The organism is Enterococcus sp. LJL98 (assembly GCF_054871745.1).
This window is the reverse complement of record NZ_JBTXLU010000004.1, coordinates 1-21,564: the sequence shown is the minus strand read 5'-3', so window position 1 is coordinate 21,564 and position 21,564 is coordinate 1. Positions and strand designations below refer to the sequence as shown.

The 21,564-nt window shown below is 40.8% G+C and carries 22 protein-coding genes and 1 rRNA gene; 21 read left to right on the top strand and 2 right to left on the bottom strand.

Annotated features, from left to right (window positions below; all coding sequences use genetic code 11):
• Window positions 1-3 precede the first annotated feature (3 nt).
• The 7 genes from ACYSNO_RS04635 (at window position 4) to upp (ending at window position 6,772) form a co-directional block, all read left to right on the top strand.
• Window positions 4-570, top strand: coding sequence for a GNAT family N-acetyltransferase (locus tag ACYSNO_RS04635; protein WP_461729911.1), 567 nt, complete (start codon window positions 4-6; stop codon window positions 568-570).
• A 309-nt stretch (window positions 571-879) separates the two neighbouring features.
• Window positions 880-1,458, top strand: a complete 579-nt coding sequence (locus ACYSNO_RS04630) for a thymidine kinase (RefSeq protein WP_461729910.1) — start codon at window positions 880-882, stop codon at window positions 1,456-1,458.
• 19 nt (window positions 1,459-1,477) lie between these two features.
• Entirely contained in the window at window positions 1,478-2,551 is a 1,074-nt protein-coding gene (prfA, locus tag ACYSNO_RS04625; protein WP_461729909.1) for a peptide chain release factor 1, read from the top strand.
• Window positions 2,544-3,374, top strand: a complete 831-nt coding sequence (gene prmC / locus ACYSNO_RS04620; protein ID WP_461729908.1) for a peptide chain release factor N(5)-glutamine methyltransferase — start codon at window positions 2,544-2,546, stop codon at window positions 3,372-3,374. Before prfA ends, prmC begins: the two co-directional genes overlap by 8 nt.
• Window positions 3,375-3,577: 203 nt before the next feature.
• On the top strand, window positions 3,578-4,615 hold the full coding sequence (locus ACYSNO_RS04615) for an L-threonylcarbamoyladenylate synthase (protein WP_461729907.1): 1,038 nt from the start codon (window positions 3,578-3,580) through the stop codon (window positions 4,613-4,615).
• 152 nt (window positions 4,616-4,767) lie between these two features.
• Window positions 4,768-6,009, top strand: coding sequence for a serine hydroxymethyltransferase (gene glyA, locus ACYSNO_RS04610; protein WP_461729906.1), 1,242 nt, complete (start codon window positions 4,768-4,770; stop codon window positions 6,007-6,009).
• 133 nt (window positions 6,010-6,142) lie between these two features.
• A complete protein-coding gene (upp, locus tag ACYSNO_RS04605; RefSeq protein WP_461729905.1) occupies window positions 6,143-6,772 on the top strand; it encodes a uracil phosphoribosyltransferase in 630 nt (209 codons plus the stop codon).
• 136 nt (window positions 6,773-6,908) lie between these two features.
• Here upp and ACYSNO_RS04600 read toward each other — a convergent pair whose 3' ends face one another.
• Window positions 6,909-7,145: a hypothetical protein gene (locus ACYSNO_RS04600; RefSeq protein WP_461729904.1), complete on the bottom strand. Its 237-nt coding sequence runs from the start codon at window positions 7,143-7,145 to the stop codon at window positions 6,909-6,911.
• A gap of 266 nt (window positions 7,146-7,411) precedes the next feature.
• On the opposite strand from ACYSNO_RS04600, the gene ACYSNO_RS04595 reads away from it, so the two are divergent.
• From ACYSNO_RS04595 to ACYSNO_RS04585, 3 genes are read left to right on the top strand one after another with little or no spacing between them, the layout of a single operon-like run.
• A complete protein-coding gene (locus ACYSNO_RS04595; protein WP_461729903.1) occupies window positions 7,412-8,584 on the top strand; it encodes an FtsW/RodA/SpoVE family cell cycle protein in 1,173 nt (390 codons plus the stop codon).
• Between the two features lie 22 nt (window positions 8,585-8,606).
• Window positions 8,607-8,966, top strand: coding sequence for an arsenate reductase family protein (locus ACYSNO_RS04590; protein ID WP_461729902.1), 360 nt, complete (start codon window positions 8,607-8,609; stop codon window positions 8,964-8,966).
• On the top strand, window positions 8,963-9,301 hold the full coding sequence (locus ACYSNO_RS04585; RefSeq protein ID WP_461729901.1) for a glycine cleavage system H family protein: 339 nt from the start codon (window positions 8,963-8,965) through the stop codon (window positions 9,299-9,301). Before ACYSNO_RS04590 ends, ACYSNO_RS04585 begins: the two co-directional genes overlap by 4 nt.
• Before the next feature lie 114 nt (window positions 9,302-9,415).
• Here the strand turns inward: ACYSNO_RS04585 and ACYSNO_RS04580 are convergent, their stop codons facing one another.
• A complete protein-coding gene (locus ACYSNO_RS04580) occupies window positions 9,416-10,012 on the bottom strand; it encodes a 50S ribosomal protein L25/general stress protein Ctc (protein WP_461729900.1) in 597 nt (198 codons plus the stop codon).
• A gap of 298 nt (window positions 10,013-10,310) precedes the next feature.
• Between ACYSNO_RS04580 and ACYSNO_RS04575 the strand changes: the two genes are divergently transcribed.
• From ACYSNO_RS04575 to ACYSNO_RS04525, 11 genes are all read left to right on the top strand, one after another.
• Window positions 10,311-11,030: a pseudouridine synthase gene (locus tag ACYSNO_RS04575; protein ID WP_461729899.1), complete on the top strand. Its 720-nt coding sequence runs from the start codon at window positions 10,311-10,313 to the stop codon at window positions 11,028-11,030.
• Window positions 11,031-11,047: 17 nt separating this feature from the next.
• On the top strand, window positions 11,048-11,731 hold the full coding sequence (locus ACYSNO_RS04570) for a YjjG family noncanonical pyrimidine nucleotidase (RefSeq protein WP_461729898.1): 684 nt from the start codon (window positions 11,048-11,050) through the stop codon (window positions 11,729-11,731).
• Window positions 11,732-11,773: 42 nt separating this feature from the next.
• The gene (gene udk / locus ACYSNO_RS04565; protein ID WP_461729897.1) at window positions 11,774-12,448 is read left to right on the top strand and encodes a uridine kinase; all 675 of its coding nucleotides are present in this window, start codon (window positions 11,774-11,776) and stop codon (window positions 12,446-12,448) included.
• Between the two features lie 264 nt (window positions 12,449-12,712).
• Window positions 12,713-13,672 (top strand): Gfo/Idh/MocA family protein, encoded by a 960-nt coding sequence (locus ACYSNO_RS04560; protein WP_461729896.1) that lies wholly within the window; start codon window positions 12,713-12,715, stop codon window positions 13,670-13,672.
• Window positions 13,673-13,767: 95 nt separating this feature from the next.
• Complete coding sequence (locus tag ACYSNO_RS04555) at window positions 13,768-14,559, top strand: HAD family hydrolase (protein ID WP_461729895.1); 792 nt, start codon at window positions 13,768-13,770, stop codon at window positions 14,557-14,559.
• A 22-nt stretch (window positions 14,560-14,581) separates the two neighbouring features.
• Window positions 14,582-15,004: a methylglyoxal synthase gene (gene mgsA, locus ACYSNO_RS04550; protein ID WP_461729894.1), complete on the top strand. Its 423-nt coding sequence runs from the start codon at window positions 14,582-14,584 to the stop codon at window positions 15,002-15,004.
• A gap of 249 nt (window positions 15,005-15,253) precedes the next feature.
• A complete protein-coding gene (locus tag ACYSNO_RS04545) occupies window positions 15,254-16,051 on the top strand; it encodes a TIGR00282 family metallophosphoesterase (RefSeq protein ID WP_461729893.1) in 798 nt (265 codons plus the stop codon).
• Between the two features lie 12 nt (window positions 16,052-16,063).
• The gene (locus ACYSNO_RS04540; RefSeq protein WP_461729892.1) at window positions 16,064-16,456 is read left to right on the top strand and encodes a YlbF family regulator; all 393 of its coding nucleotides are present in this window, start codon (window positions 16,064-16,066) and stop codon (window positions 16,454-16,456) included.
• Window positions 16,440-18,989, top strand: a complete 2,550-nt coding sequence (gene mutS, locus ACYSNO_RS04535; RefSeq protein WP_461729891.1) for a DNA mismatch repair protein MutS — start codon at window positions 16,440-16,442, stop codon at window positions 18,987-18,989. The genes ACYSNO_RS04540 and mutS overlap by 17 nt, the downstream gene beginning before the upstream one ends.
• Window positions 18,990-19,007: 18 nt before the next feature.
• Entirely contained in the window at window positions 19,008-20,951 is a 1,944-nt protein-coding gene (mutL, locus tag ACYSNO_RS04530) for a DNA mismatch repair endonuclease MutL (protein WP_461729890.1), read from the top strand.
• A gap of 522 nt (window positions 20,952-21,473) precedes the next feature.
• Window positions 21,474-21,564, top strand: a 16S ribosomal RNA gene (locus ACYSNO_RS04525); the annotation flags it as partial.

The window sequence follows — 21,564 nt, the reverse complement described above, 5'->3', positions numbered from 1 at the left end:
AAAATGCGAGGAAAAAAAGTGTATTTAGCAGAGCTACGTGAAGGGGATACGGAATTATTTGCTGAGTGGCAGTGGGATCCAACATTTATGCGTGGCATTAGCGATGATGTTTTCCATCCCTTTGGCGTGGATGATTGGGAGGATTTATTTGGAGACCCTGATAGTAATGAAGCGTTCTTCTTTACGATTCGTCAAACAGAAGATGACGAATTGGTGGGCTTTATTTCGTTAACGACTGTGATGTTGAAAAACCGTTCAGCCATCTTGGGAATTGGTATTCCAAACGAAGCCTATCGTGGACAAGGCTACGGGCAAGAAGCGGTGGAATTATTATTAGCCTATGCGTTTGATCATTTAGGTTTGAATAAAGTGCGCTTGCATGTGCATGCCTTTAATCAACCAGCCATCGCGCTCTATCAAAAATTAGGCTTTGTACAAGAGGGCTTGAACCGCAAAAGCATTTATCAAAGTGGCAAATGGTACGATCAAATTGATTTTGGTTTGCTTCAGGAAGAATGGCGTGCTTTGGAAGAAAAGAAGATTACCCGCTTTAAGCGAGAAGCACCCTAACGAGCAAAAAAGGTGAGGGGCTGTGGCAGATGTCACAGCCCCCTTCGTCTGTTACAAATATTTGACAGAGAAACAGGCAATAAAAATCTGTATTTTCAGAGACTTCATGGAATACGAACCATTGAAAAAGTCAGTGATTCCAATCCCTCTCATTTCTTCAAACAAAACGAGGTTTGTGCTTCCTTTTTTTCTTTTAAATCTGGGAAGAAAGAGTGGCATTTTGCTAAAAAACGGCAAAACTCTTTTCTTTTACTGTAAAATATTCCGATTTTCAAGTATAATACCAAAGGAGTAAGTGGAGGATGAGAGATGGCGCAATTATTTTTTAAATATGGAGCAATGAATAGTGGCAAGTCCATTGAAATTTTAAAAGTGGCTCATAATTATGAAGAACAAAACAAGCCAGTCGTTTTAATGACGAGTGGGGTAGATACGCGCTCGGGACTGGGCCAAGTGAAAAGTCGCATTGGGATTGGCAAAGAAGCGCGATCGATTTTTGAAGAAACCGATCTTTATGCAGTTGTTCAATCATTAGATTTTAAACCCTATTGCGTCTTAATTGACGAAGCGCAATTTTTAAAAGCGCACCACGTTTTTGCCTTAACAAAAATTGTGGATGAGTTGAATATTCCGGTGATGGCGTTTGGGTTGAAAAATGATTTTCGAAATGAACTCTTTGAAGGATCCAAAGCACTGCTACTTTATGCAGATAAAATTGAAGAAATGAAGACCATTTGTTGGTTTTGTCATAAAAAAGCCATCATGAACTTACGCTATGTCGATGACGTCCCTGTTTATGAAGGGGAGCAAGTTCAAATTGGGGGAAATGAAGCCTATTACCCTGTTTGTCGTCAACATTATTTTAATCCAAAAATGAAGCATATTTAATGTAAAGGAGTCGATAGTTATGTACGATCAATTACAAGCGATTGAAGACCGCTATGAAGAGTTAGGCGAGTTATTAAGTGACCCAGATGTGGTCTCTGATACGAATCGTTTTATGTCGCTTTCAAAAGAAGAAGCAAGTACGCGTGAAACCGTCGCTGTTTACCGTCGCTACAAAGTGGTAGTCGAAGGAATCGCAGAGATGGAAGAAATGCTTAGTGAAAGCCTTGATGCGGAAATGGCTGAAATGGCAAAAGAAGAATTAAGTGACTTAAAGAAAGAAAAAGTGGCACTTGAAGAACAAATGAAAATCTTATTACTGCCAAAAGATCCTAACGATGATAAAAATATCATCATGGAAATTCGGGGAGCAGCCGGTGGAGATGAAGCGGCGTTATTTGCAGGCGATTTGTTTGAAATGTACCAACGTTATGCCGATGCCCAAGGTTGGAAAGTTGAAGTGATGGACGCCAACGTAACAGGAATTGGTGGCTACAAAGAAGTAATCATGATGATCACTGGTGACAATGTCTTTTCTAAGTTAAAATATGAAAGTGGCGCACACCGCGTCCAGCGTGTTCCTTCAACGGAATCGCAAGGTCGGATTCATACCTCAACGGCAACCGTGGTTGTTTTACCTGAAGCGGAAGAAGTGGAAATCGATTTAGCAGAAAAAGACATCCGTACCGATATTTATCATGCATCCGGTGCAGGTGGGCAGCACGTCAACAAGACGGCATCTGCCGTGCGTCTAACTCATATTCCAACAGGGATTGCCGTTGCGATGCAAGATGAACGTTCACAAATTAAAAACCGTGAAAAAGCGATGAAAGTGTTACGCGCTCGGGTTTATGACCAAATGTTACAAGAATCGCAAAGTGCTTACGATGCTGATCGGAAATCTGCAGTTGGAACGGGTGACCGTTCGGAACGCATTCGAACTTACAATTTCCCACAAAATCGTGTGACCGACCATCGAATTGGTTTAACCATTCAAAAACTAGACCAAATTTTAGCTGGGAAATTAGATGAAATCGTGGATGCTTTAATTATTTACGATCAAACATCGAAATTGGAAGAGCTACAACATGGCTAAAACTTATCGAGAAGTCCTTTCCTGGGCTTCTTCTTTTTTAGAAGAAAAGGGAATTGACGGCCATCATATTCTATACGTCTTACTAGGTCGGAAAAATTGGAGTAAGACCGATTGGTTTTTGAATTGGCAAAAAGAAATTCCAGAACAGGAACAAGTACAAGTGCAAAAGGACCTTGAACGCTTAGCGCAACACTATCCCCCACAATATTTGCTGGGATTTGAAGTATTTTATGATCGGCGCTTTCAAGTCAGTGAGGCAACATTAATTCCTCGACCGGAAACAGAAGAATTAGTGGCGCTTTGTCTGGAGACGTGTCAGACGTCGACGGCTTATGTGGTAGATGTAGGCACTGGGTCGGGAGCGATTGGGTTATCCCTAAAACTTGAACGTCCAACTTGGGAAGTCGCCTGTGTCGATTTATCAGCAGAGGCTTTGGCTATCGCCAAGCAAAATGGTCGAAATTTACAAGCAGACGTAGCTTTTTATTTAGGAGATACGTTAGCACCGATTACGCGAGAGATTGATATCCTCCTTTCGAATCCGCCTTATATTGCTGCCGACGAGTGGCAAATGATGGATGAGAGTGTTCGAAGCTTTGAACCGAAACTCGCCTTATTTGCAGCCAATGAAGGTTTGGCTATGTATCAAAAGCTGGCTACTGAAGCACGTGAAAAACTGGCGCCATCAGGAAAAATCTTTTTAGAAATCGGTTATCAACAAGGAAAGGCCGTTCAAAGCCTCTTTCAAGCGGCCTTTCCTGAGAAAAAGGTAACGATTCGTCCCGATTTAAGTGGCTTGGATCGTATCGTCGTGGTGGAATAGTTATCCACAACATTGTGCGTAACTATTTATTTTTTTGGAGGAGAAAATAGAAAAAAGCTTGATAGGTTAAGAATGAGAGCCTTTCACCTAATTACCCACAGAGAAATCCACACTTGACAAAGAGATTATCCACAATTTGGGTATAACTTAGGTGGATATGTTGATAACTCGCCAATTTTTAAGAAAAGGGATGTGTATAACTTGTGGAAACAAGAATATTTAAACCAGAAGAAATAAAAGAAGCCGCTGCATGTTTGCGCGCGGGTCAGTTGGTTGCTTTTCCAACAGAAACGGTTTATGGTCTCGGAGCCAATGCGCGTTCGGCTGAAGCTGTCCAACAAGTATTTCAAGTCAAAGGCCGACCAAGTGACAATCCGTTAATTGTCCATGTGGAAAATTTTGAACAAGTCAAAGACTACGTATCTATTTTTCACCCGTTAACAACGACTATCGTTGAACACTTTTGGCCGGGACCATTGACCTTGATTTTTAAAGTGAAGCCAGGAGCCTTACCAAGTGTCGTTTCTGCGGGCTTACCGACAGTTTCTTTCCGAATGCCAAACCATCCGGACACCCTTGCTTTGATTCATGAAGCCCAAGTGCCACTTGTTGGACCGAGTGCAAATACGTCGGGACGGCCAAGTCCGACGCAAAGTCAGCATGTGTATCATGATTTACACGGAAAAATTGCCGGAATCCTCGAAGGGGGGGCCACTGCGATTGGTGTCGAATCGACCGTCTTGGATTTGAGTGACCCCGCGAAGCCTCCGATGATTTTACGACCAGGTGCGATCACCAAAGAAGCCCTAGAAGCGATACTGAAAATTGAGGTCTCCTTAGATCCACATTTGGCGAACGAACAGGGGGTTCCAAAATCTCCAGGAATGAAATATAAGCATTACGCACCGAAGACACCTGCGATGATGGTGGGACCAGAAGAATGGCCAGAAGCAATCGCTCAGGCACAAGCGCGACATCTACGAATCGGCTTGTTCGGCGACCCTGGTAGGATTCAAACCTATCAACCAGCGCTCGCTGCGACTTACGTCTACGAGGAAGACACAGTAGAGGCAGCTACCAAAGCACTCTTTGCCGGTTTACGTGCCTTAGATGAGGCCGACGTCGATGTCATTTTCGTCCCAACTTTTTCAGAAGTTGGCTTAGGAGTGGCTTATATGAATCGTTTGAAAAAGGCAACCAATCAGCAATACTTTTTAGGTTCAAGTTGGATATCTGAATAATTTTATTTTCAATACAGAAGAACGTTCGTGTTCTTCTGTTATTTTTCGGTATTTTTTCAGAAAGAATGGAATTATCGAGGGAAAACATTTCAAAGTCGTCAATCTTTATGATACAATCTGTTTATCTTATTTGAAGGGATGTTTGTGTGTAGATGGATTATAAAGAATTTGATCAAGAATTATGGGATGCGATTAAGAATGAGGGGGTCCGCCAACAAAATAATATTGAGTTAATTGCGTCTGAAAATATTGTTTCAGAAGGTGTCATGGCAGCTCAAGGAAGCATTTTAACGAATAAATACGCAGAAGGGTATCCGGGACGTCGTTATTATGGTGGGTGTGAGTTCGTTGATGTGGTCGAAGATTTAGCGATTGAACGTGCGAAAGCAATTTTTGGTGCAAAATTTGCCAATGTTCAAGCACACTCGGGTTCACAAGCCAATACAGCGGCTTATTTATCTTTAATCGAAGCTGGCGATACCGTTTTAGGGATGGATCTTTCAGCGGGGGGACATTTAACTCATGGCTCACCAGTAAACTTTAGTGGGAAAACCTACCACTTTGTTGCTTATGGTGTTGATCCAGAAACGGAAGTTCTTGATTATGAAGTGGTTCGTACGCTCGCACAAAAACATCAACCCAAATTAATCGTAGCTGGCGCAAGTGCCTATTCAAGAACGATTGATTTTTCGAAATTTAAAGAAATTGCCGATGAAGTTGGCGCAAAATTAATGGTCGATATGGCACATATTGCCGGACTAGTGGCAACGGGTGCGCATCCAAATCCAGTTCCCTATGCAGACATTGTCACTTCAACTACGCATAAAACGTTACGTGGTCCTCGTGGCGGACTGATCTTAACAAACGACGAAACATTGGCCAAAAAAATTAATAGTGCGGTCTTCCCAGGAATTCAAGGTGGCCCCTTAGAACATGTGATTGCCGGAAAAGCGATTGCCTTTAAAGAAGCCCTACAACCGGAATTTAAAACGTACGGCGAGCAAGTGATTAAAAATGCACAAGCAATGGCCGCAGTCTTTAATGCCTCTGATAAAGCGCGTCTCGTTTCAGGCGCTACGGATAATCACTTGTTATTAATCGAAGTTACGGACTTTGGGATGACAGGGAAACAAGCAGAAAAACTATTAGATACCGTCAGCATTACGGTCAATAAAAATTCGATTCCATTTGAAAAATTAAGTCCTTTCCAAACAAGCGGGATTCGCATTGGTACACCAGCGATTACCAGTCGTGGATTTAATGAAGAAAGTTCTGCAGCGGTTGCGAAATTAATTCTTAAAGTACTTGAAAATAGTGAAAATGAAGCAGTCTTAGCAGAAGTGAAAAAAGAAGTGCTAGCCTTAACAGACGCACATCCTTTAAAAGTCAAATAATCCCGGAAGTAGTTTCAGGCCTATCCGCTTGAAACTACTTTTTTCTGTGAAAATCGAGAAAGTCTATGAAGATTCCTTGTCTGAAAACCAAATTTGTTTTACAATAATAGAAACAGTAAAAGGAGCGATTTAAATGGGAAAATTTCAAGTAATTGATCATCCGTTAATCCAACATAAACTAACAATTATCCGTGATAAAAATAGTGGGACGAAAGTCTTTCGTGAGGTCGTTGACGAAATTGCAATGCTAATGGCTTACGAGCTATCACGTGATTTACCCGTTGAAGAGATTGAAATCGAAACACCAATGGGGAAAAGCATTCAAAAACGCATTTCTGGTAAAAAAGTTGCGATTATCCCGATTTTACGTGCCGGTCTAGGCATGGTTGATGGCATCTTGCAATTAATCCCAGCTGCTAAAGTTGGACATGTCGGTTTATACCGTGATGAAGAAACCCTAGAGCCGCATGAGTACTTCGTAAAATTACCTGACGATATTTCGAAACGTCAACTCCTAGTTGTTGACCCGATGTTGGCAACAGGTGGTTCAGCAGTCATGGCAATTGAAGCACTGAAAAAACGTGGCGCATCAAATATTAAATTTGTTTGTCTTGTGGCAGCACCTGAAGGCGTCAAAGTGTTACAAGAAGCGCATCCAGATGTGGACATCTACACAGCAGCACTTGATGAAAAACTAAACGAAAGTGGTTATATCGTTCCAGGTTTAGGGGACGCAGGGGACCGTCTATTCGGTACAAAATAAAGCAAAAAATCTCTTCCTTGAAAGCGAAAGCGTTCGAGGGAGAGACTTTTTTATTGGAAGCGTGCTGTCAATTGAAAAAGAAAAAGACGCTGCGAGCGAACCAAAAAGTTCGTCAGCAGTGTCTTTTGTGTATGATTTAAATTTTTGCTAATTCTTTATAGTTAATAATAATGACACCATTACTTCTTCTCATAAGATCACGATTTTCGGTTGTTTCATTAATCTTAATAATCGCTGAGTTGCGTAGTTGTTTGACGACCTCACCTGTTTCTGCTTGCTCTTGAAAATAAAAGCTTACCGGGGTGTCAACTTCAAACTCCAAACCAATTTCTGACGGGACAATAGTTGTTTCAAACTTGCCAAATGTTGCCATGTTCTAAAAAACCTCCCTTTCACTTCCTCTTATTATAGCATACTTTTCATAAAATGAGAAATTTGAGAGAAAACGCTCTGAAACCTTCCTTATTATTTCCTTGAAAACAAAGTCTTTTTTTAGAAAAGGAAGATTTTTATGAAAAGCATCCGGCGCCTTTTTTTGACCAATTGTTAAAAAATTCCTGAATGTCGTGAGCTTCTCTTTCATTTAGGATGAAATCACTCTATAATGGAGAAGTATTTCTTAAAGAAAAGAGAGTAGCGATGAATAAAAACATTTTTCGAAATGATAATCGGATTGATTATGGAGTCATTCTCCCTGTTTTCATTTTATGTTTGTTCGGTCTCGCCGCAGTGTATGTCGCGTATGACCAAAGTCCGGTATTTTCAGGGAATCCGGCAAAAGAAGTCTGGCGTCAAGTCCTTTGGTATGGCATTGGTGTCTTGGCAGTCATTGTGATTATGCGTCTAAAATCAAAATGGATTTGGAAGCTCACCCCTTTTATTTATGCCGTAGGTCTGATTGTTATGGGTTTATTGGTGAAGTTTTATGACCAAGCGACTTTTGATGTGACGGGTTCTCGAAATTGGTTTCGTATAGGTGGTTTCAGCATGCAACCTGCGGAATTAATGAAAATTGCCGTAATTTTAATGTTAGCTTTAGTCGTCACCAAGCACAATGCCAAGTATCGCCTGCAAGCAGATTTAAAAACAGACGGGTTCTTGATTGCAAAAATGCTCGCCGTGATGTTCCCTGTGATTGTCTTAATCATGCTTCAAGATGATTTTGGCTCGATGTTGGTTTTCCTAGCGATTTTTGGCGGTGTTTTTTTAATGTCAGGTATCTCTTGGAAAATAATCTTGCCCGTGATTGGAGTCACCTTGTTGCTTGGGACAGGAATCATTTACTTAGTTTTAAGCGATGTCGGACGTGAGATTTTATCGTCTTTTGGTTTTTCAGCCTATCAATTCGCTCGTATCGATGCATGGATCGACCCCTTTCATGACATGCAAGGAAGTTCCATGCAAGTGGCGCATTCAATGATGGCGATTGGCTCAGGTGGCATGCTAGGGAAAGGCTTTAATGTCAGCGACGTCTATGTCCAAGTTCGTGAATCCGATATGATTTTCTCAGTTATTGGTGAGAACTTTGGTTTTGTAGGAAGCACCCTTGTGATTTTGCTTTACTTTATGCTCATTTACCGTATGATTCGTGTTTGCTTTGATACAAACAATGAATTTTATGCCTATGTCGCAACGGGGATTATTATGATGATTTTATTCCATGTTTTTGAAAACATCGGGGCCAATATCGGTCTACTCCCATTAACTGGGATTCCCTTGCCTTTTATTAGCCAAGGGGGGTCAGCCTTACTAAGTAATATGATTGGCATTGGTCTGATTTTATCTATGCGCTATCAAGCAGAAGTTGAATAAGTTGTAGAGGATGGAAAAAAAGATGATGACACTGTATTGGTATCCAAAATGTAGCACTTGTCGGGCAGCTAAAAAATGGTTAGAAGCTGCAGGTTATGAAGTTCAAACGATTGATCTTGTCACGGAAACACCAACAGCAGCGACGATTGAACAATGGTTGCAACAGGCAAATTTGCCAATTCGCCGCTTTTTTAACACCAGTGGACTGAAGTATCGCGAGCTGGGGTTGAAAGATTTCGTGAATGACTATACAATAGAAGAGGCGAGCCAAAAGTTAGCAAGTGATGGCATGTTACTAAAACGTCCCATTTTAGTGAAGGACCACCAGTTCTTAACAAATGGCTTTAAACCAGAAGCATATGAAGGGATTTTGTTAAAATGAAGACATCATGTTTAAAAAGAAAAGAGAATCTATGGATTTTGTTTAATGGGTCAGAATATGTGGTTGGATTAACGAGTGAAGCGCAAGAAGAACTCGGAGAAATTACTTTTGCCGATTTGCCTGAAGTGGGACAAGAAATGGTTCAGGGAGAAATGTTACTCGAAGTAGAAGCGGAAAAAGCCGTGAGTGAATTTTCGAGCCCGTTGACAGGCGTAATTTCATCGGTTAACGAACAAATTGATCAAGACATTCACATTTTAAATGCAGAAGATGAAATGAATGCTTGGTTAGTTAGTTACAAAAATGTATCAGAAGCAGAATTTAACGCTTTATAAAAATAGAACAACCCACGAGGTCCTTTCAATTAGGCGCTCGTGGGTTGTATTTTTTTCAGACAGAAAAACTCAAAAAAAGAGGTACCCAAAGTGGGAACCTCCTGTTAGTTTTTTTTATTCAGCTGCTTCTTCTGCGGCTTCTTCTTCCGTTGTTTCTTCAACTGCACGTGGCTCACTAATTGCACAGATTTGTTCAATGGCATCTGTGATAATTGTGTAGTCTGCAGAAGCTGGTAAGTCAGCAACGGTAATGGATTGACCAATTTGTAAATCTGCAATACTTACTTCAATTCGCTCTGGTAATTTATCTGGTGTTGCAGAAACAATCACATTATATAAGTTTTGTGTTAAAGCACCACCGATTTTCACACCAGGTGCTTCGTCAACGAGAACGATTTCTGCTTCTACTTCAGTTTCTTCCGTCATGTCAACGGATAATAGTTCCACATGATTAATTTCTTTTGTAAATGTATCAGTTGTCATTTGGTGAATCAAAGTATTATAGTTTTCACCATCAATCGATACGCGGACAACTGCGTTTAACCCTTCATTTTTTAAAAAGCGTTTGAAAGTAGCGGCATCAATCGTGATTGGCGTACTTTCGATTTTGTACCCGTTAACGACCCCTGGGATTTTTCCTTCGTGGCGTAATTTGTTCCGGTTCGAACGCGGGCGTGTGGCTCTTTTGCTAACTTCTAATGATAATGACATAACTCAATTCCTCCTAATTTTTCTGTCTGTTGACAGTCATTTCGAAGTAAATTTTTGTTACTCTTTCACATTTAAAGGTTAAGGGTGCGTACAAAAAAAATGTACGTAAAAAGGTAATAAAAAAGATTACCCAGAAAGCTTTTCGTCACTTTCTCCACCAGTTCATAACACTGTGTGTAGTTAGAAACATATATTTACTTTACTTCTTAACCATAGGACGAATCTTCGGTTCTGTCAAGCTTCCCTCTTTTTCCTCTCATAAAAGTACGTTATAATATGAAAAGAAAGTGGGAGAATCATGCGTTTAGATAAATTAATTGAACAAGAATTTCAAACTTCACGCAAAGAAATGAAGCGTTTGTTTTTACGTGGGAAAGTCCGAGTTGACGGGGAAGTTACGCATCAAGAGAACAAAAATGTGGATAGCCAACTTCACCAAATCGAAGTCGTAGGTCAGCAATTGAAAACGCAAGAGGTCTATTATTTATTAAATAAACCTAAAGGTGTCGTGACGGCCAATCGCGATGCCAAACAAGCCACTGTTTTTGATTTACTAGATGAAAAAAAGCGACAAAGAGACTTATTTGCGGTTGGACGTCTTGATCGCGATACAGAAGGTCTGCTTTTACTCACTAGTAATGGCCAATTGGGGTATGATCTACTTCACCCGACGAAAAAAGTGTTTAAAGTTTATGAAGCCTGGATTAATGATGAAGTGACCGAGTCTGATGTAAAAGCGTTCAAACAAGGCATTGTTTTTTTAGATGGAACGGTATGTCAAAGTGCCGAACTCGTTCGGTTAGGTTACGATGCCAAACAGCGAATCAGTCATATTCGTTTACGTATTTTAGAAGGAAAGTTTCATCAAGTAAAAAAAATGTTTCTTGCGTGTGGGAAAAAAGTGGTGCAGCTTAAACGCACGACAATGGGACCATTAACATTGGGGGAACTACCATTGGGTGCTTATCGAAGGCTAACGCAAGAAGAGTTACAACAATTAAAACCCTATTTTAGATAAGAAAAAGGAGCAATTTTATGACCTATACGACACTATTATTTGACGTGGATGACACCCTGCTTGATTTTCAAGCAGCCGAAAAATCTGCCTTGCAACAATTATTTGCAGCACAGGGATTGCCCTACACGCCAGAAAATGTTCAACGATACAAAGAAATCAATGATGCACGTTGGTTGGCGTTTGAACAAGGGAGCCTCTCACGCGATGAAGTTGTGAATGGCCGATTTGGTGCATTTTTCCAAACACTCGGTCAGGTAGTAGACAGCCCCGCACTCGAACAAGAGTACCGACACTATCTGAATCAAGGCCACCAATTGTTAGGAGATAGCCTGACAGTGATTCAACGACTAGCTGAAACGCATCATTTATACGTGGTCACGAATGGGGTTTCGAAAACGCAGTATCAACGGTTAGGCGATGCGGGTTTCTTACCTTACTTTAAAGAAGTCATTGTATCTGAAGACACAGGTTATCAAAAACCAATGATTGAATTTTTTGATTATACTTTTGCTAAAATTCCGCACCTTGATAAAAAGAAAACGGCGATTATCGGCGATTCACTGTCCTCTGATATTCAAGGAGGAAAGAATGCCGGCATTGCTACGATTTGGTTGGCTCCTGCTGGCACACAAAACACATCGGATATTCAACCGACCCATCAAATTCAATGTTTGGAAGAACTTTATGAAATCCTTTCTTAGAATGTGAGGAATAAACTAGAAATTTCAGTAAATTTGGCTATAATGAAAAAGGAGAACGAACAAAGGAAAAAGGAGCTTTTTGAAATGAAAAATAAAAGACCAATCATTATTGGGGTGACAGGCGGATCTGGTAGTGGGAAAACGAGTATTAGCCGAGCGATTTTAGATCAATTTCCAAACCACTCGATTATGATGTTAGAGCACGATTCTTACTATAAAGATCAAAGCCACCTCGTTTTCGAAGAGCGTTTAACGACCAATTACGATCATCCTTTCGCCTTTGATACGGATTTACTGATTGCGCACTTGGAACAATTACGCCGGTTTGAAACAATTGAAAAACCCGTCTATGACTATGTCGCACACACAAGAAGTGAGAAAGTGATTTTACAAGAACCAAAAGAAGTCATTATTTTAGAAGGGATTTTAATTTTAGAAGATGAGCGCTTACGCGAGTTGATGGATATTAAAATTTATGTAGAAACCGATGACGATATTCGAATTATTCGCCGAATCAAACGGGACATGGAAGAACGCGGACGCACGTTAGATTCAGTCATCGAACAGTATTTATCAGTTGTTAAACCGATGTACCATCAATTTATTGAACCAACGAAACGTTATGCTGACGTGATTGTCCCAGAAGGTGGCGCCAACCATGTGGCGATTGATTTGATTAATACCAAAATTGAATCAATTTTTATGAGTAAAGACTAGTCAATCGAAAAAAAGTATGCTAAGATACGACTTATGCGACAGAGCCGAGAAAGACTAGTTTACTAGTCGACTCAAACAGAGGCACAAGAAGAAATTCACCTACCGGATTGTAGGGTGTCGGAATCTTTTTTTGTGGAGAAGAAAGATTCTACTAGTGATAGTACTGGTGAAGGAGAAAAGACATTTGATGGTCTTTTCTCCTTTTTTTGCTTATTCTTATTTGATACAATACATACAAACTCTGGTTCAACGAAAGGAGACAAAATGAGAATTAAATATGGCATTGTGAGCGCGGCGACGATTGTTCCGCGTTTTGTTGAAGGGATTCGTGCCAGTCAAACGGGTGAAGTGGTAGCAATTGCTGCTCGCACGCTTGAAAAGGCCCAACAGATGGCAAGCAAATTACAAATTCCCCAAGCCTACGGGAGTTACGGTGAATTGTTCGCAGATGAAACGATCGATATCATCTATGTCGCAAATTATAATCAAGGACACTATGCGGTAGCCAAAGAAGCGTTACTGGCAGGAAAAGCCGTCCTTGTTGAGAAACCTTTTACACTGACTTTAGATGAAGTGGAGGAGTTATTTGCCATCGCTCAAGCCCAAGGTCTCTTTCTGATGGAGGCGCAAAAATCCCTCTTTTTACCGATTACTGAAAGAGTGAAAACCTGGCTTGCTGCCGGGGATATTGGAGAAGTAAAGTACCTTGATTGCCGGATATCTCATACGAATGCAGATCAAATTCCTTGGTTTCAGTCCTTTGAAGCTGGTGGAGGGGCCTTATATGGCTCAGGAAGTTACCCAATTGAGTATTTTCAATCGATCACAGGAGAGAAAATTGAGGAAGTTGCAGGGACGGCCGTTATGGATCCTCATCAATCTGATCGCCAATGTGACGTGACGATTTTATTTTCATCTGGCTTTCAAGGGCATTTTGTCATTTCAACACTTTTTCCTAGTCCGAGTGTACTAACGATTTATGGAACGCAAGGTCAGATTGAAATCCCGGATTTTTGGAAGGCAGAGACGGCAACGATTACGATGAATGGGGAAAGCGAACAAATCTGCTTGCCGCATCAAAGTGAGTTTGTCTTTGAAATCAATCACGTGAACGAATGTCTCGCGCAAGGATTGACCGCTAGTCCGATTGTGTCACCCGATTTAACGATGCAAGCGGTCGAGTTAATTGAAAAAATGTATGAGCAATGGACGAGCGACTGGTAAAAAAATAGTCAAAAGTACCAAAAGTCAGTGCAAACAATTGAAAAAAATCATTTTCTATGCTTAAGTAAAAGAGAACCGAAAAAGATGGAAAGAAAGTGAGTTTTTTAAAATTGGGTAGTCGAAAATTATTAGCTTTTGATATTGATGGTACGATTCTGGATTCAAACAAGCGACCGTTGGAAAGTACAGTAGAAGCATTAGCGATTTTACGTGATGCAGGACATTTTGTGACCTTGGCAACGGGCCGTAGTCGTTTTTTAGCGGAGCGTGTGATTCGTGAGTTAGCTTTTGAAAATTACATTTTATGTAATGGCGCGGCAGGCTTTTTTAATCACCAACAAGTTTTTAAAGACACACTAGAGACAAAAGCGCTACAAGATTTGATTCAAGCTTGTCAAGCAATGGGAATTGATACTTCGTTAATCCAACTAGATGGTGCGAAACGTCTGACTTCTTTTGACTTAAAGCGGATGCAAGAAGCGATGACTTCTTTTGGTTCGAATGCATCTGAATTAGGAGTGTTCGAGGGAACGGAAGAGATTTATCAAGCGTTGGCTTATTATGACGAAAGTTTAGACCACCACTTTGATGGGCAACACCCGGCCTTTAATTTTGTCCGGTGGCACGAAAAATGCGTGGATGTGATTCCAGCCAATGGCTCAAAGGCACGAACACTATTGGCATTAGGTCAACGGTTAAATATTCCTCAAGCCGATATTATTGGTTTTGGTGATGGCTTAAATGATCGTGAAATGTTACGTGAATCAGGGATTGGTGTGGCGATGGGGAATGCCTCGATGCTTGTGCAACAAGAAGCAGACCTTGTGACAAAAGACAATGATAACGACGGTATTTGGTATGCGTTAAAAGAATTAAACTTAATTTAAAGGTAGATGCAAGGAGGATATGATGAAAATAGCGTTAATTGCTCATGATCGAAAAAAAGATTTAATGGTGAAATTGGTGACGGCTTATCGTCCGATTTTGGAACAACATGAATTGTTTGCTACGGGAACAACCGGTACGCGTATTTCAGAAGCAACCGGCTTACCCGTGCATCGTTTTAAATCCGGTCCTTTAGGGGGCGATCAACAAATTGGCGCGATGATTTCAGAAGATGACCTAGATATGGTGATTTTCCTAAGAGATCCACTAGCCGCACAACCACATGAACCAGATGTGACGGCCCTCATTCGTCTTTCGGATGTTTATGAAATCCCACTAGCAACCAACATCGGCACCGCTGAAATGCTGATTCGAGGGTTAGAGGCCGGTTTCGCTGATTTTCGAACGGTTGTTCATGAAGGCGATCGTCGTCCCATTGCAATATAAGTTAGAAAGAAACTGCGAATGCTGCATTCTCCCTCAAGAAAATTCGAACAAAAAGGACGAGTTTTTTAGGAGCAATCAGCAATTGCAGTCTTTTTTTACCTTTTGAATCTTTAAGGCCTTTATTTCTTTTTTTTTAGGAAAGAGAAAATAAAGGCTTTTTTTAAAGGCTCGTAAGGAAGCTTTTTTTTTCATTCGAAAACCGATATAATAGAAAAGAACGCGAAAAGTGTGTCAGAGAAGAGGAAAAAAATGAAAATTTTATTTGTTGGCGATGTTGTCGGTTCACTAGGACGCGCAGCCATTTCAGAATATGTTCCAAAATTAAAGAAAAAGTACCGGCCACAAGTGACGATTATTAATGGGGAAAATGCCGCAGCCGGTCGTGGAATCACCGAAAAAATCTACAAAGGTTTTTTACAAGATGGGGCGGATGTCGTGACTTTGGGCAACCATGCTTGGGATAATCGTGAAATTTTTGAATTTATTGATCGGGCGAAAAAGCTTGTTCGTCCAGCGAATTTTCCGGAAGGGACACCAGGAGTTGGGGTAGTCTACGTGAAAGTGAACCAAATCGAGTTAGCAGTGATTAATTTACAAGCGCGGACCTTTATGGTGGCATTAGACGATCCCTTCAAAAAAATGGATGAACTATTAGCAGAAGTGCGGGCACGAACCCCTTTTATCTTTGTTGATTTTCATGGAGAAGCTACAAGTGAGAAGCAAGCACTCGCTTGGTATCTTGACGGTCGAATTTCAGCGCTTGTTGGAACGCATACACATGTGCAAACCAATGACGCAAGAATTTTGCCACAAGGGACCGCATATTTAACCGATGTAGGGATGACCGGTCCATACGATGGTATCTTGGGAATGAAACGCGAACCTGTTTTGGAAAAATTTATGACGGCTTTGCCTCGACGTTTTGAAGTGATTGAAACGGGGCGTCACTTACTGTCGGCCTGCCTGATTGAGCTAGAGGAAGCGACTGGAAAAGCCAAGCGCATCCAAGCATTTCAAATTAGCGAAGATCGGCCATTCATGGAATAAAGGAGAAAGAATGTGGGATTTTTAGAAGAAGAACAAGCGTTAGCAAAAGAAGTGAATCAATTATTAGCCTTGCTACAAAACCATGAAAGTATTCAAAGGTTTCAAAGCATCCAATCCCGGGCGCAAAATCATCCAGGTTTAAAGGCGTTAGAGGAGCAAATTAAGGCTGCTCAAAAAGATGCAGTGAATTTTGCACATTATGAGAAACCAGAAGCGGAAAAACAAGCAATTGCTGAAATTGAACGCTTGAATCAGGCTTACAAAAACCATCCATTAGTGAGAAGTTATCGTGACAGTCTGGTTGAAGCGGATGAATTATTGCAGTATCTTTCAAAAAGAATTCAAAAAGAAGTCAATTCCGCAATTGAGGCAGAAGAGGAGGAGGAAAATGCCGCAAAAAACTAAGCAAACACCCATGATGGAACAATATTTTGGTATTAAAGCTTCTTATCCAGATGCTTTTTTGTTCTACCGCTTAGGTGATTTTTATGAACTGTTTTATGACGATGCGATTGAAGTGGCGCAATTGCTAGAGTTGACTTTAACGAGTCGCAATAAAAATGCAGTCGATCCGATTCCAATGTGCGGTGTGCCTTATCATGCGGCAGCTGGATACATTGAGACATTAGTCGAACAAGGGCATAAAGTTGCAATCTGTGAGCAAGTCGAAGACCCTAAAACGGCGAAAGGGATGGTTAAGCGAGAAGTCGTTCAGTTAGTGACACCAGGAACTGTGATGGAAGGCAAAAGTCTGCAGGCAAAAGAAAATAATTACTTAGTCGCCTTGGCTCAAACCGGCAATACCTTTCAAATCGCTTATGTTGACTTAAGCACCGGCGAATTAAAGGCCGCTCATCTTGCGCAAACGTCTTCCGTTTTAAATGAAATCTCTGTTTTAGGAGCGAAAGAAGTTGTTTTAACCAGTGAAGTAGCTACTTCTGTGACGGAAAGTTTAGCTGAACGTCTGGGAGTCCTTTTTTCTAAACAAGAAATACAAGTCGAATCCGCAGATTTTTTAAGGCTCGTCCAAAACCTGAGTGCGTCTTTACAAGCAGTTACTTTAAAACTATTGAGCTATTTAAGTGAAACGCAAAAAAGAAGCTTGGTGCACCTCCAACAAGCAGTTGCCTACCAAGTCGATCATTTTTTAAAGTTAGATTATGCCTCTAAGTTTAACTTGGAGTTAACGCAGTCGATTCGAACAGGGAAAAAACAAGGCACCCTACTCTGGTTGCTTGACGAAACGAAAACAGCCATGGGCGGACGCTTGCTAAAACAATGGATTGACCGACCATTAATCCAACAAAAGGAAATAGAAGCTCGTCAAAATCAAGTTGCATCTTTGCTAGAAGCCTTTTTCGAACGCGGGGATTTACAAGAGTCCTTACGCAAGGTCTATGACTTAGAACGTTTAGCTGGTCGGGTCGCTTTTGGCAGTGTCAATGGCCGTGATTTACTGCAATTAAAAACCTCGTTGCAGCAAATCCCTTTGATTCGTCAAATTTTAGAGGGAATTGACCACGGGGAATGGCAGTCGTTATTAAGCGAACTCTCCCCCATGGATGAACTGGTCGCTTTAATTGAAACAGGGATTGATGAAGAGGCACCTTTCGCAATTACCGAAGGTGGAGTCATTAAAACAGGCTTTAATGAACAGCTAGATCAGTACCATGAAGCGATGTCTTCTGGAAAAAAATGGTTGGCGGCGCTGGAAGCGAAAGAACGAGAAGCAACAGGGATTAAAAATCTGAAAATTGGTTTTAATCGTGTGTTTGGTTATTATATTGAAATTACCAAAGCGAATCTGGTTCATTTACCGGAAGGCCGTTATGAACGAAAACAAACATTAGCGAATGCCGAGCGTTTTATTAATCCAGAATTAAAAGAGTTAGAAACCTTAATTTTAGAGGCAGAAGAAAAGTCGGTTGACCTAGAATACCGTTTGTTTTTAGAAATACGAGAAGAAGTGAAACAATCAATTGAACCGCTACAACAATTAGCCAAAGCGTTAAGCCGTTTAGACGTCCTTCAAAGTTTTGCGACCATTAGTGAAAAATACCAATACGTTCGTCCGACTTTTAATTCAAAAGAGACCCTTAAAATCATTGATGGGCGACATCCTGTAGTTGAAAAGGTACTCGGACATCAGGAATATATTCCTAATTCGATTGAAATGGATCAAGAGAGTTTGATTTTACTGATTACTGGGCCGAACATGTCAGGGAAAAGTACCTACATGCGTCAACTGGCTTTAACCGTTATTATGGCGCAAATCGGTTGCTTTATTCCGGCAACATCCGCTGAAATGCCAATTTTCGATCAAATTTTCACTCGGATTGGAGCGAGTGACGACTTGATTGCTGGGCAAAGTACATTTATGGTTGAGATGATGGAAGCTAACCATGCCTTGCAACACGCTACTTCGAATAGTCTGATTTTATTTGATGAGTTAGGTCGTGGGACGGCGACTTATGATGGCATGGCACTCGCACAAGCAATTATTGAGTATATTCACCAAGAGGTTCGTGGAAAAACCTTGTTTTCGACGCATTATCACGAATTGACTGTTTTAGAAGAAGCTTTGCCTCAGCTACACAACGTTCATGTAGGGGCAGTAGAAAAAGACGGAGAGTTGGTCTTTTTGCATAAAATGATGACTGGTCCAGCCGATAAGAGTTACGGGATCCACGTTGCGAAAATCGCCGGACTGCCCCATTCGTTATTAGCACGAGCAGACTACATTTTAGTGCAACTTGAAAATGGGCATCATGTTCAAACGGTCGAAGAACAAGCACCGGTCGAACAGCTTTCTTTATTTACCGAGGGCAATGAAGCGGAACAAAAAGTGTTAGCCCAATTAAAAGATTTAAACGTCCTCGAAATGACGCCACTCGAGGCGCTAAATACCTTACATCAATTACAAAAGAACATCCGATAAGAAAAAGGAGGGACAGGCTTGGGGAAAATTCAAGAACTATCAGAAAGTTTATCGAATCAAATTGCCGCGGGAGAAGTTGTTGAGCGACCCGCTTCAGTTGTAAAAGAACTGGTTGAAAATGCCATTGATGCAGGGAGCACACAAATAGATATCCTCTTAGAAGAAGCAGGCTTAAAAAAAATTCAAATCATTGACAATGGAGAAGGCATGTCACGTGAGGATGCCCGAAATGCCTTTAAACGCCACGCGACGAGTAAAATTCATACGCAGCATGACCTAGATCGGATTCGAACCCTTGGCTTTCGTGGAGAAGCACTCCCAAGTATTGCCTCTGTCTCTGAAATTACCTTAGAAACATCCTTAGCCGATGCGCAAGAAGGCACGTATCTATTCTTTCGTGGTGGTGTGTTAATGGAAGAAAAGGCGGGTTCTCCACGTCCTGGTACGAAATTAACCGTTGAAAATTTATTTTTTAATACTCCTGCTCGATTAAAGTACGTCAAAACCCTTCAGACGGAACTTGCTAACGTTGGTGACATCGTGAATCGTTTAGCGCTTAGCCATCCAGGAATTGCGTTTCGGCTGGTTCATGATGGCAATCGAATGTTACATACTACTGGAAATGGGGATTTGCGCCAATGTATTGCGGGAATCTATGGCGTTGCGATCGCAAAGAAAATGCAAGCCGTCTCTGCGCAAGATTTAGATTTTAAACTTTCAGGGTACATTTCATTACCTGAACTGACTCGAGCAAGTCGGAACTATATGTCTTTGATTGTGAATGGGCGCTACGTAAAAAATATCGCTTTGAATCGGATTATTTCCAGTAGTTATGGCTCGAAATTAATGGTTGGTCGCTTTCCACTAGTCGTCTTAACCCTTGAAATGGATCCAAGTATCGTCGATGTGAATGTTCACCCAACAAAACAAGAAGTGAAGTTTTCAAAAGAAGCAGAGTTATTCACTTTTGTAACTACAGCGATTCAAGAAAGTCTAAAAGAAGAAAATCTGATTCCAAAAGTAAACTATGACGAACACTTCCAAAAGAAAAAAACGCGCACCATTGAAAGTGAACAGTTACAAATACCTTTGACGGAAACGAAAAAATCAACCTCTGATTTACGTTTTGATCAAGCGACTGGGCATTTTTATGTAGCGGAAAGCACAGAAGTCAAACATGTGGATAAAAATGTGGAAAACACTGGGGATGAAGGTGGAAAACGCACGCTTCATGGAGAAGAAAGAGCAAGCGAGCTTGATAGGATAGATAGTTTTGAGGACTCTCCGAAAGTCGAAGAAACAGAGAGTGTTGTGGATAACTCGAAAACGGAGAGCGAAAAGCAATCATTGTCCCGTAAAAGCAACACGCATGTTTTCCCGCACCTTGAATATTTTGGACAGATGCACGGAACCTACTTATTTGCACAAAGCGAAGAAGGACTCTATATTGTAGACCAGCATGCAGCGCAGGAACGGATCAAGTACGAATATTACCGTAAAAAAATTGGCGAGGTTGGCAAGGACTTGCAAAGCTTACTCGTACCAATTGTTTTAGAATACCCACAAGATGAATGGCTGAAAATCGTTGAGAAAAAGCCGGCGCTAGAACAAGTTGGGATTTATCTAGAAGATTTTGGGCAGCGAAGTTTTATCGTGCGTGAGCATCCTACGTGGTATGAAAAAGGCAAAGAAGAAGTTGTAATTCAAGAGATTATTCAAATTGTTTTAGAAACTGGTCAGTTTAGCTTCGCGAAATTTCGCGAAGCTACGGCAATTATGATGAGTTGTAAAAAATCAATTAAAGCCAACCACTATTTAAATGCAGAACAGGGGCGCGTTTTATTAGCGGATTTAGCCCAATGTGAAAATCCGTTTAACTGCCCACATGGTCGCCCCGTTTTAATTCACTTTAGTAATCGAGAAATGGAACGGATGTTTAAACGAATTCAAGATACGCATTAAAGGAAAAGTTACTATATAATAGACGAAAAAAGAACAAGGTCGGAAGAGGAAGTACCAGACCTTGTTTTATTTTTCGGAAAAAAGAATTGAAAAATGATTGACATTAATTCCTATAAATGGTAAATTGATAAACGTTGGTTTTGAAAGAAATAAAAAAAATGACCGACTATAAAATAACAATTTTCGTCTTATCGAATGCCGATGAATGTTAGAAAAACAATTTAAAAAGTTGTTGACAAATAACAAGAGAGTTGTTATAATGTAAAAGTTGCTAGTGAACAGCATGAGTTCGATAGGACAAACGAAAGAAAAGTTATTCTAAAAAAACACTTGCTTCTGACGTTGGAATCTGTTATACTTATAAAGTTACTAAAAGCAACAATGTAGACCTTTGAAAACTGAACAAAGCAAGCAAACGAACCAAAGTGTAGGATGTTTCTATTAATAGAAACAAACACAACAAGCAAGCAATTAAGCTAGCAAAATTTTTGAGCTTAACAATCGAAAGATTGTTTCAACTTTTTTAATGAGAGTTTGATCCTGGCTCAGGACGAACGCTGGCGGCGTGCCTAATACATGCAAGTCGAACGCTTCTTTTTCATCGAACTTCGGT

Bases quoted from the DNA above. Each gene is read 5' to 3' on its own strand.
- ACYSNO_RS04630 (WP_461729910.1), top strand. From the start codon at position 880: ATGGCGCAATTATTTTTTAAATATGGAGCAATGAATAGTGGCAAGTCC.
- mutS (WP_461729891.1), top strand. From the start codon at position 16,440: ATGCCGCAAAAAACTAAGCAAACACCCATGATGGAACAATATTTTGGT.
- ACYSNO_RS04575 (WP_461729899.1), top strand. From the start codon at position 10,311: ATGCGTTTAGATAAATTAATTGAACAAGAATTTCAAACTTCACGCAAA.
- ACYSNO_RS04595 (WP_461729903.1), top strand. From the start codon at position 7,412: ATGAATAAAAACATTTTTCGAAATGATAATCGGATTGATTATGGAGTC.
- ACYSNO_RS04590 (WP_461729902.1), top strand. From the start codon at position 8,607: ATGATGACACTGTATTGGTATCCAAAATGTAGCACTTGTCGGGCAGCT.
- ACYSNO_RS04560 (WP_461729896.1), top strand. From the start codon at position 12,713: ATGAGAATTAAATATGGCATTGTGAGCGCGGCGACGATTGTTCCGCGT.
- prfA (WP_461729909.1), top strand. From the start codon at position 1,478: ATGTACGATCAATTACAAGCGATTGAAGACCGCTATGAAGAGTTAGGC.
- ACYSNO_RS04585 (WP_461729901.1), top strand. From the start codon at position 8,963: ATGAAGACATCATGTTTAAAAAGAAAAGAGAATCTATGGATTTTGTTT.
- ACYSNO_RS04580 (WP_461729900.1), bottom strand. From the start codon at position 10,012: ATGTCATTATCATTAGAAGTTAGCAAAAGAGCCACACGCCCGCGTTCG.
- ACYSNO_RS04600 (WP_461729904.1), bottom strand. From the start codon at position 7,145: ATGGCAACATTTGGCAAGTTTGAAACAACTATTGTCCCGTCAGAAATT.
- glyA (WP_461729906.1), top strand. From the start codon at position 4,768: ATGGATTATAAAGAATTTGATCAAGAATTATGGGATGCGATTAAGAAT.
- upp (WP_461729905.1), top strand. From the start codon at position 6,143: ATGGGAAAATTTCAAGTAATTGATCATCCGTTAATCCAACATAAACTA.
- mgsA (WP_461729894.1), top strand. From the start codon at position 14,582: ATGAAAATAGCGTTAATTGCTCATGATCGAAAAAAAGATTTAATGGTG.
- prmC (WP_461729908.1), top strand. From the start codon at position 2,544: ATGGCTAAAACTTATCGAGAAGTCCTTTCCTGGGCTTCTTCTTTTTTA.
- ACYSNO_RS04570 (WP_461729898.1), top strand. From the start codon at position 11,048: ATGACCTATACGACACTATTATTTGACGTGGATGACACCCTGCTTGAT.
- udk (WP_461729897.1), top strand. From the start codon at position 11,774: ATGAAAAAGGAGAACGAACAAAGGAAAAAGGAGCTTTTTGAAATGAAA.
- ACYSNO_RS04545 (WP_461729893.1), top strand. From the start codon at position 15,254: ATGAAAATTTTATTTGTTGGCGATGTTGTCGGTTCACTAGGACGCGCA.
- ACYSNO_RS04635 (WP_461729911.1), top strand. From the start codon at position 4: ATGCGAGGAAAAAAAGTGTATTTAGCAGAGCTACGTGAAGGGGATACG.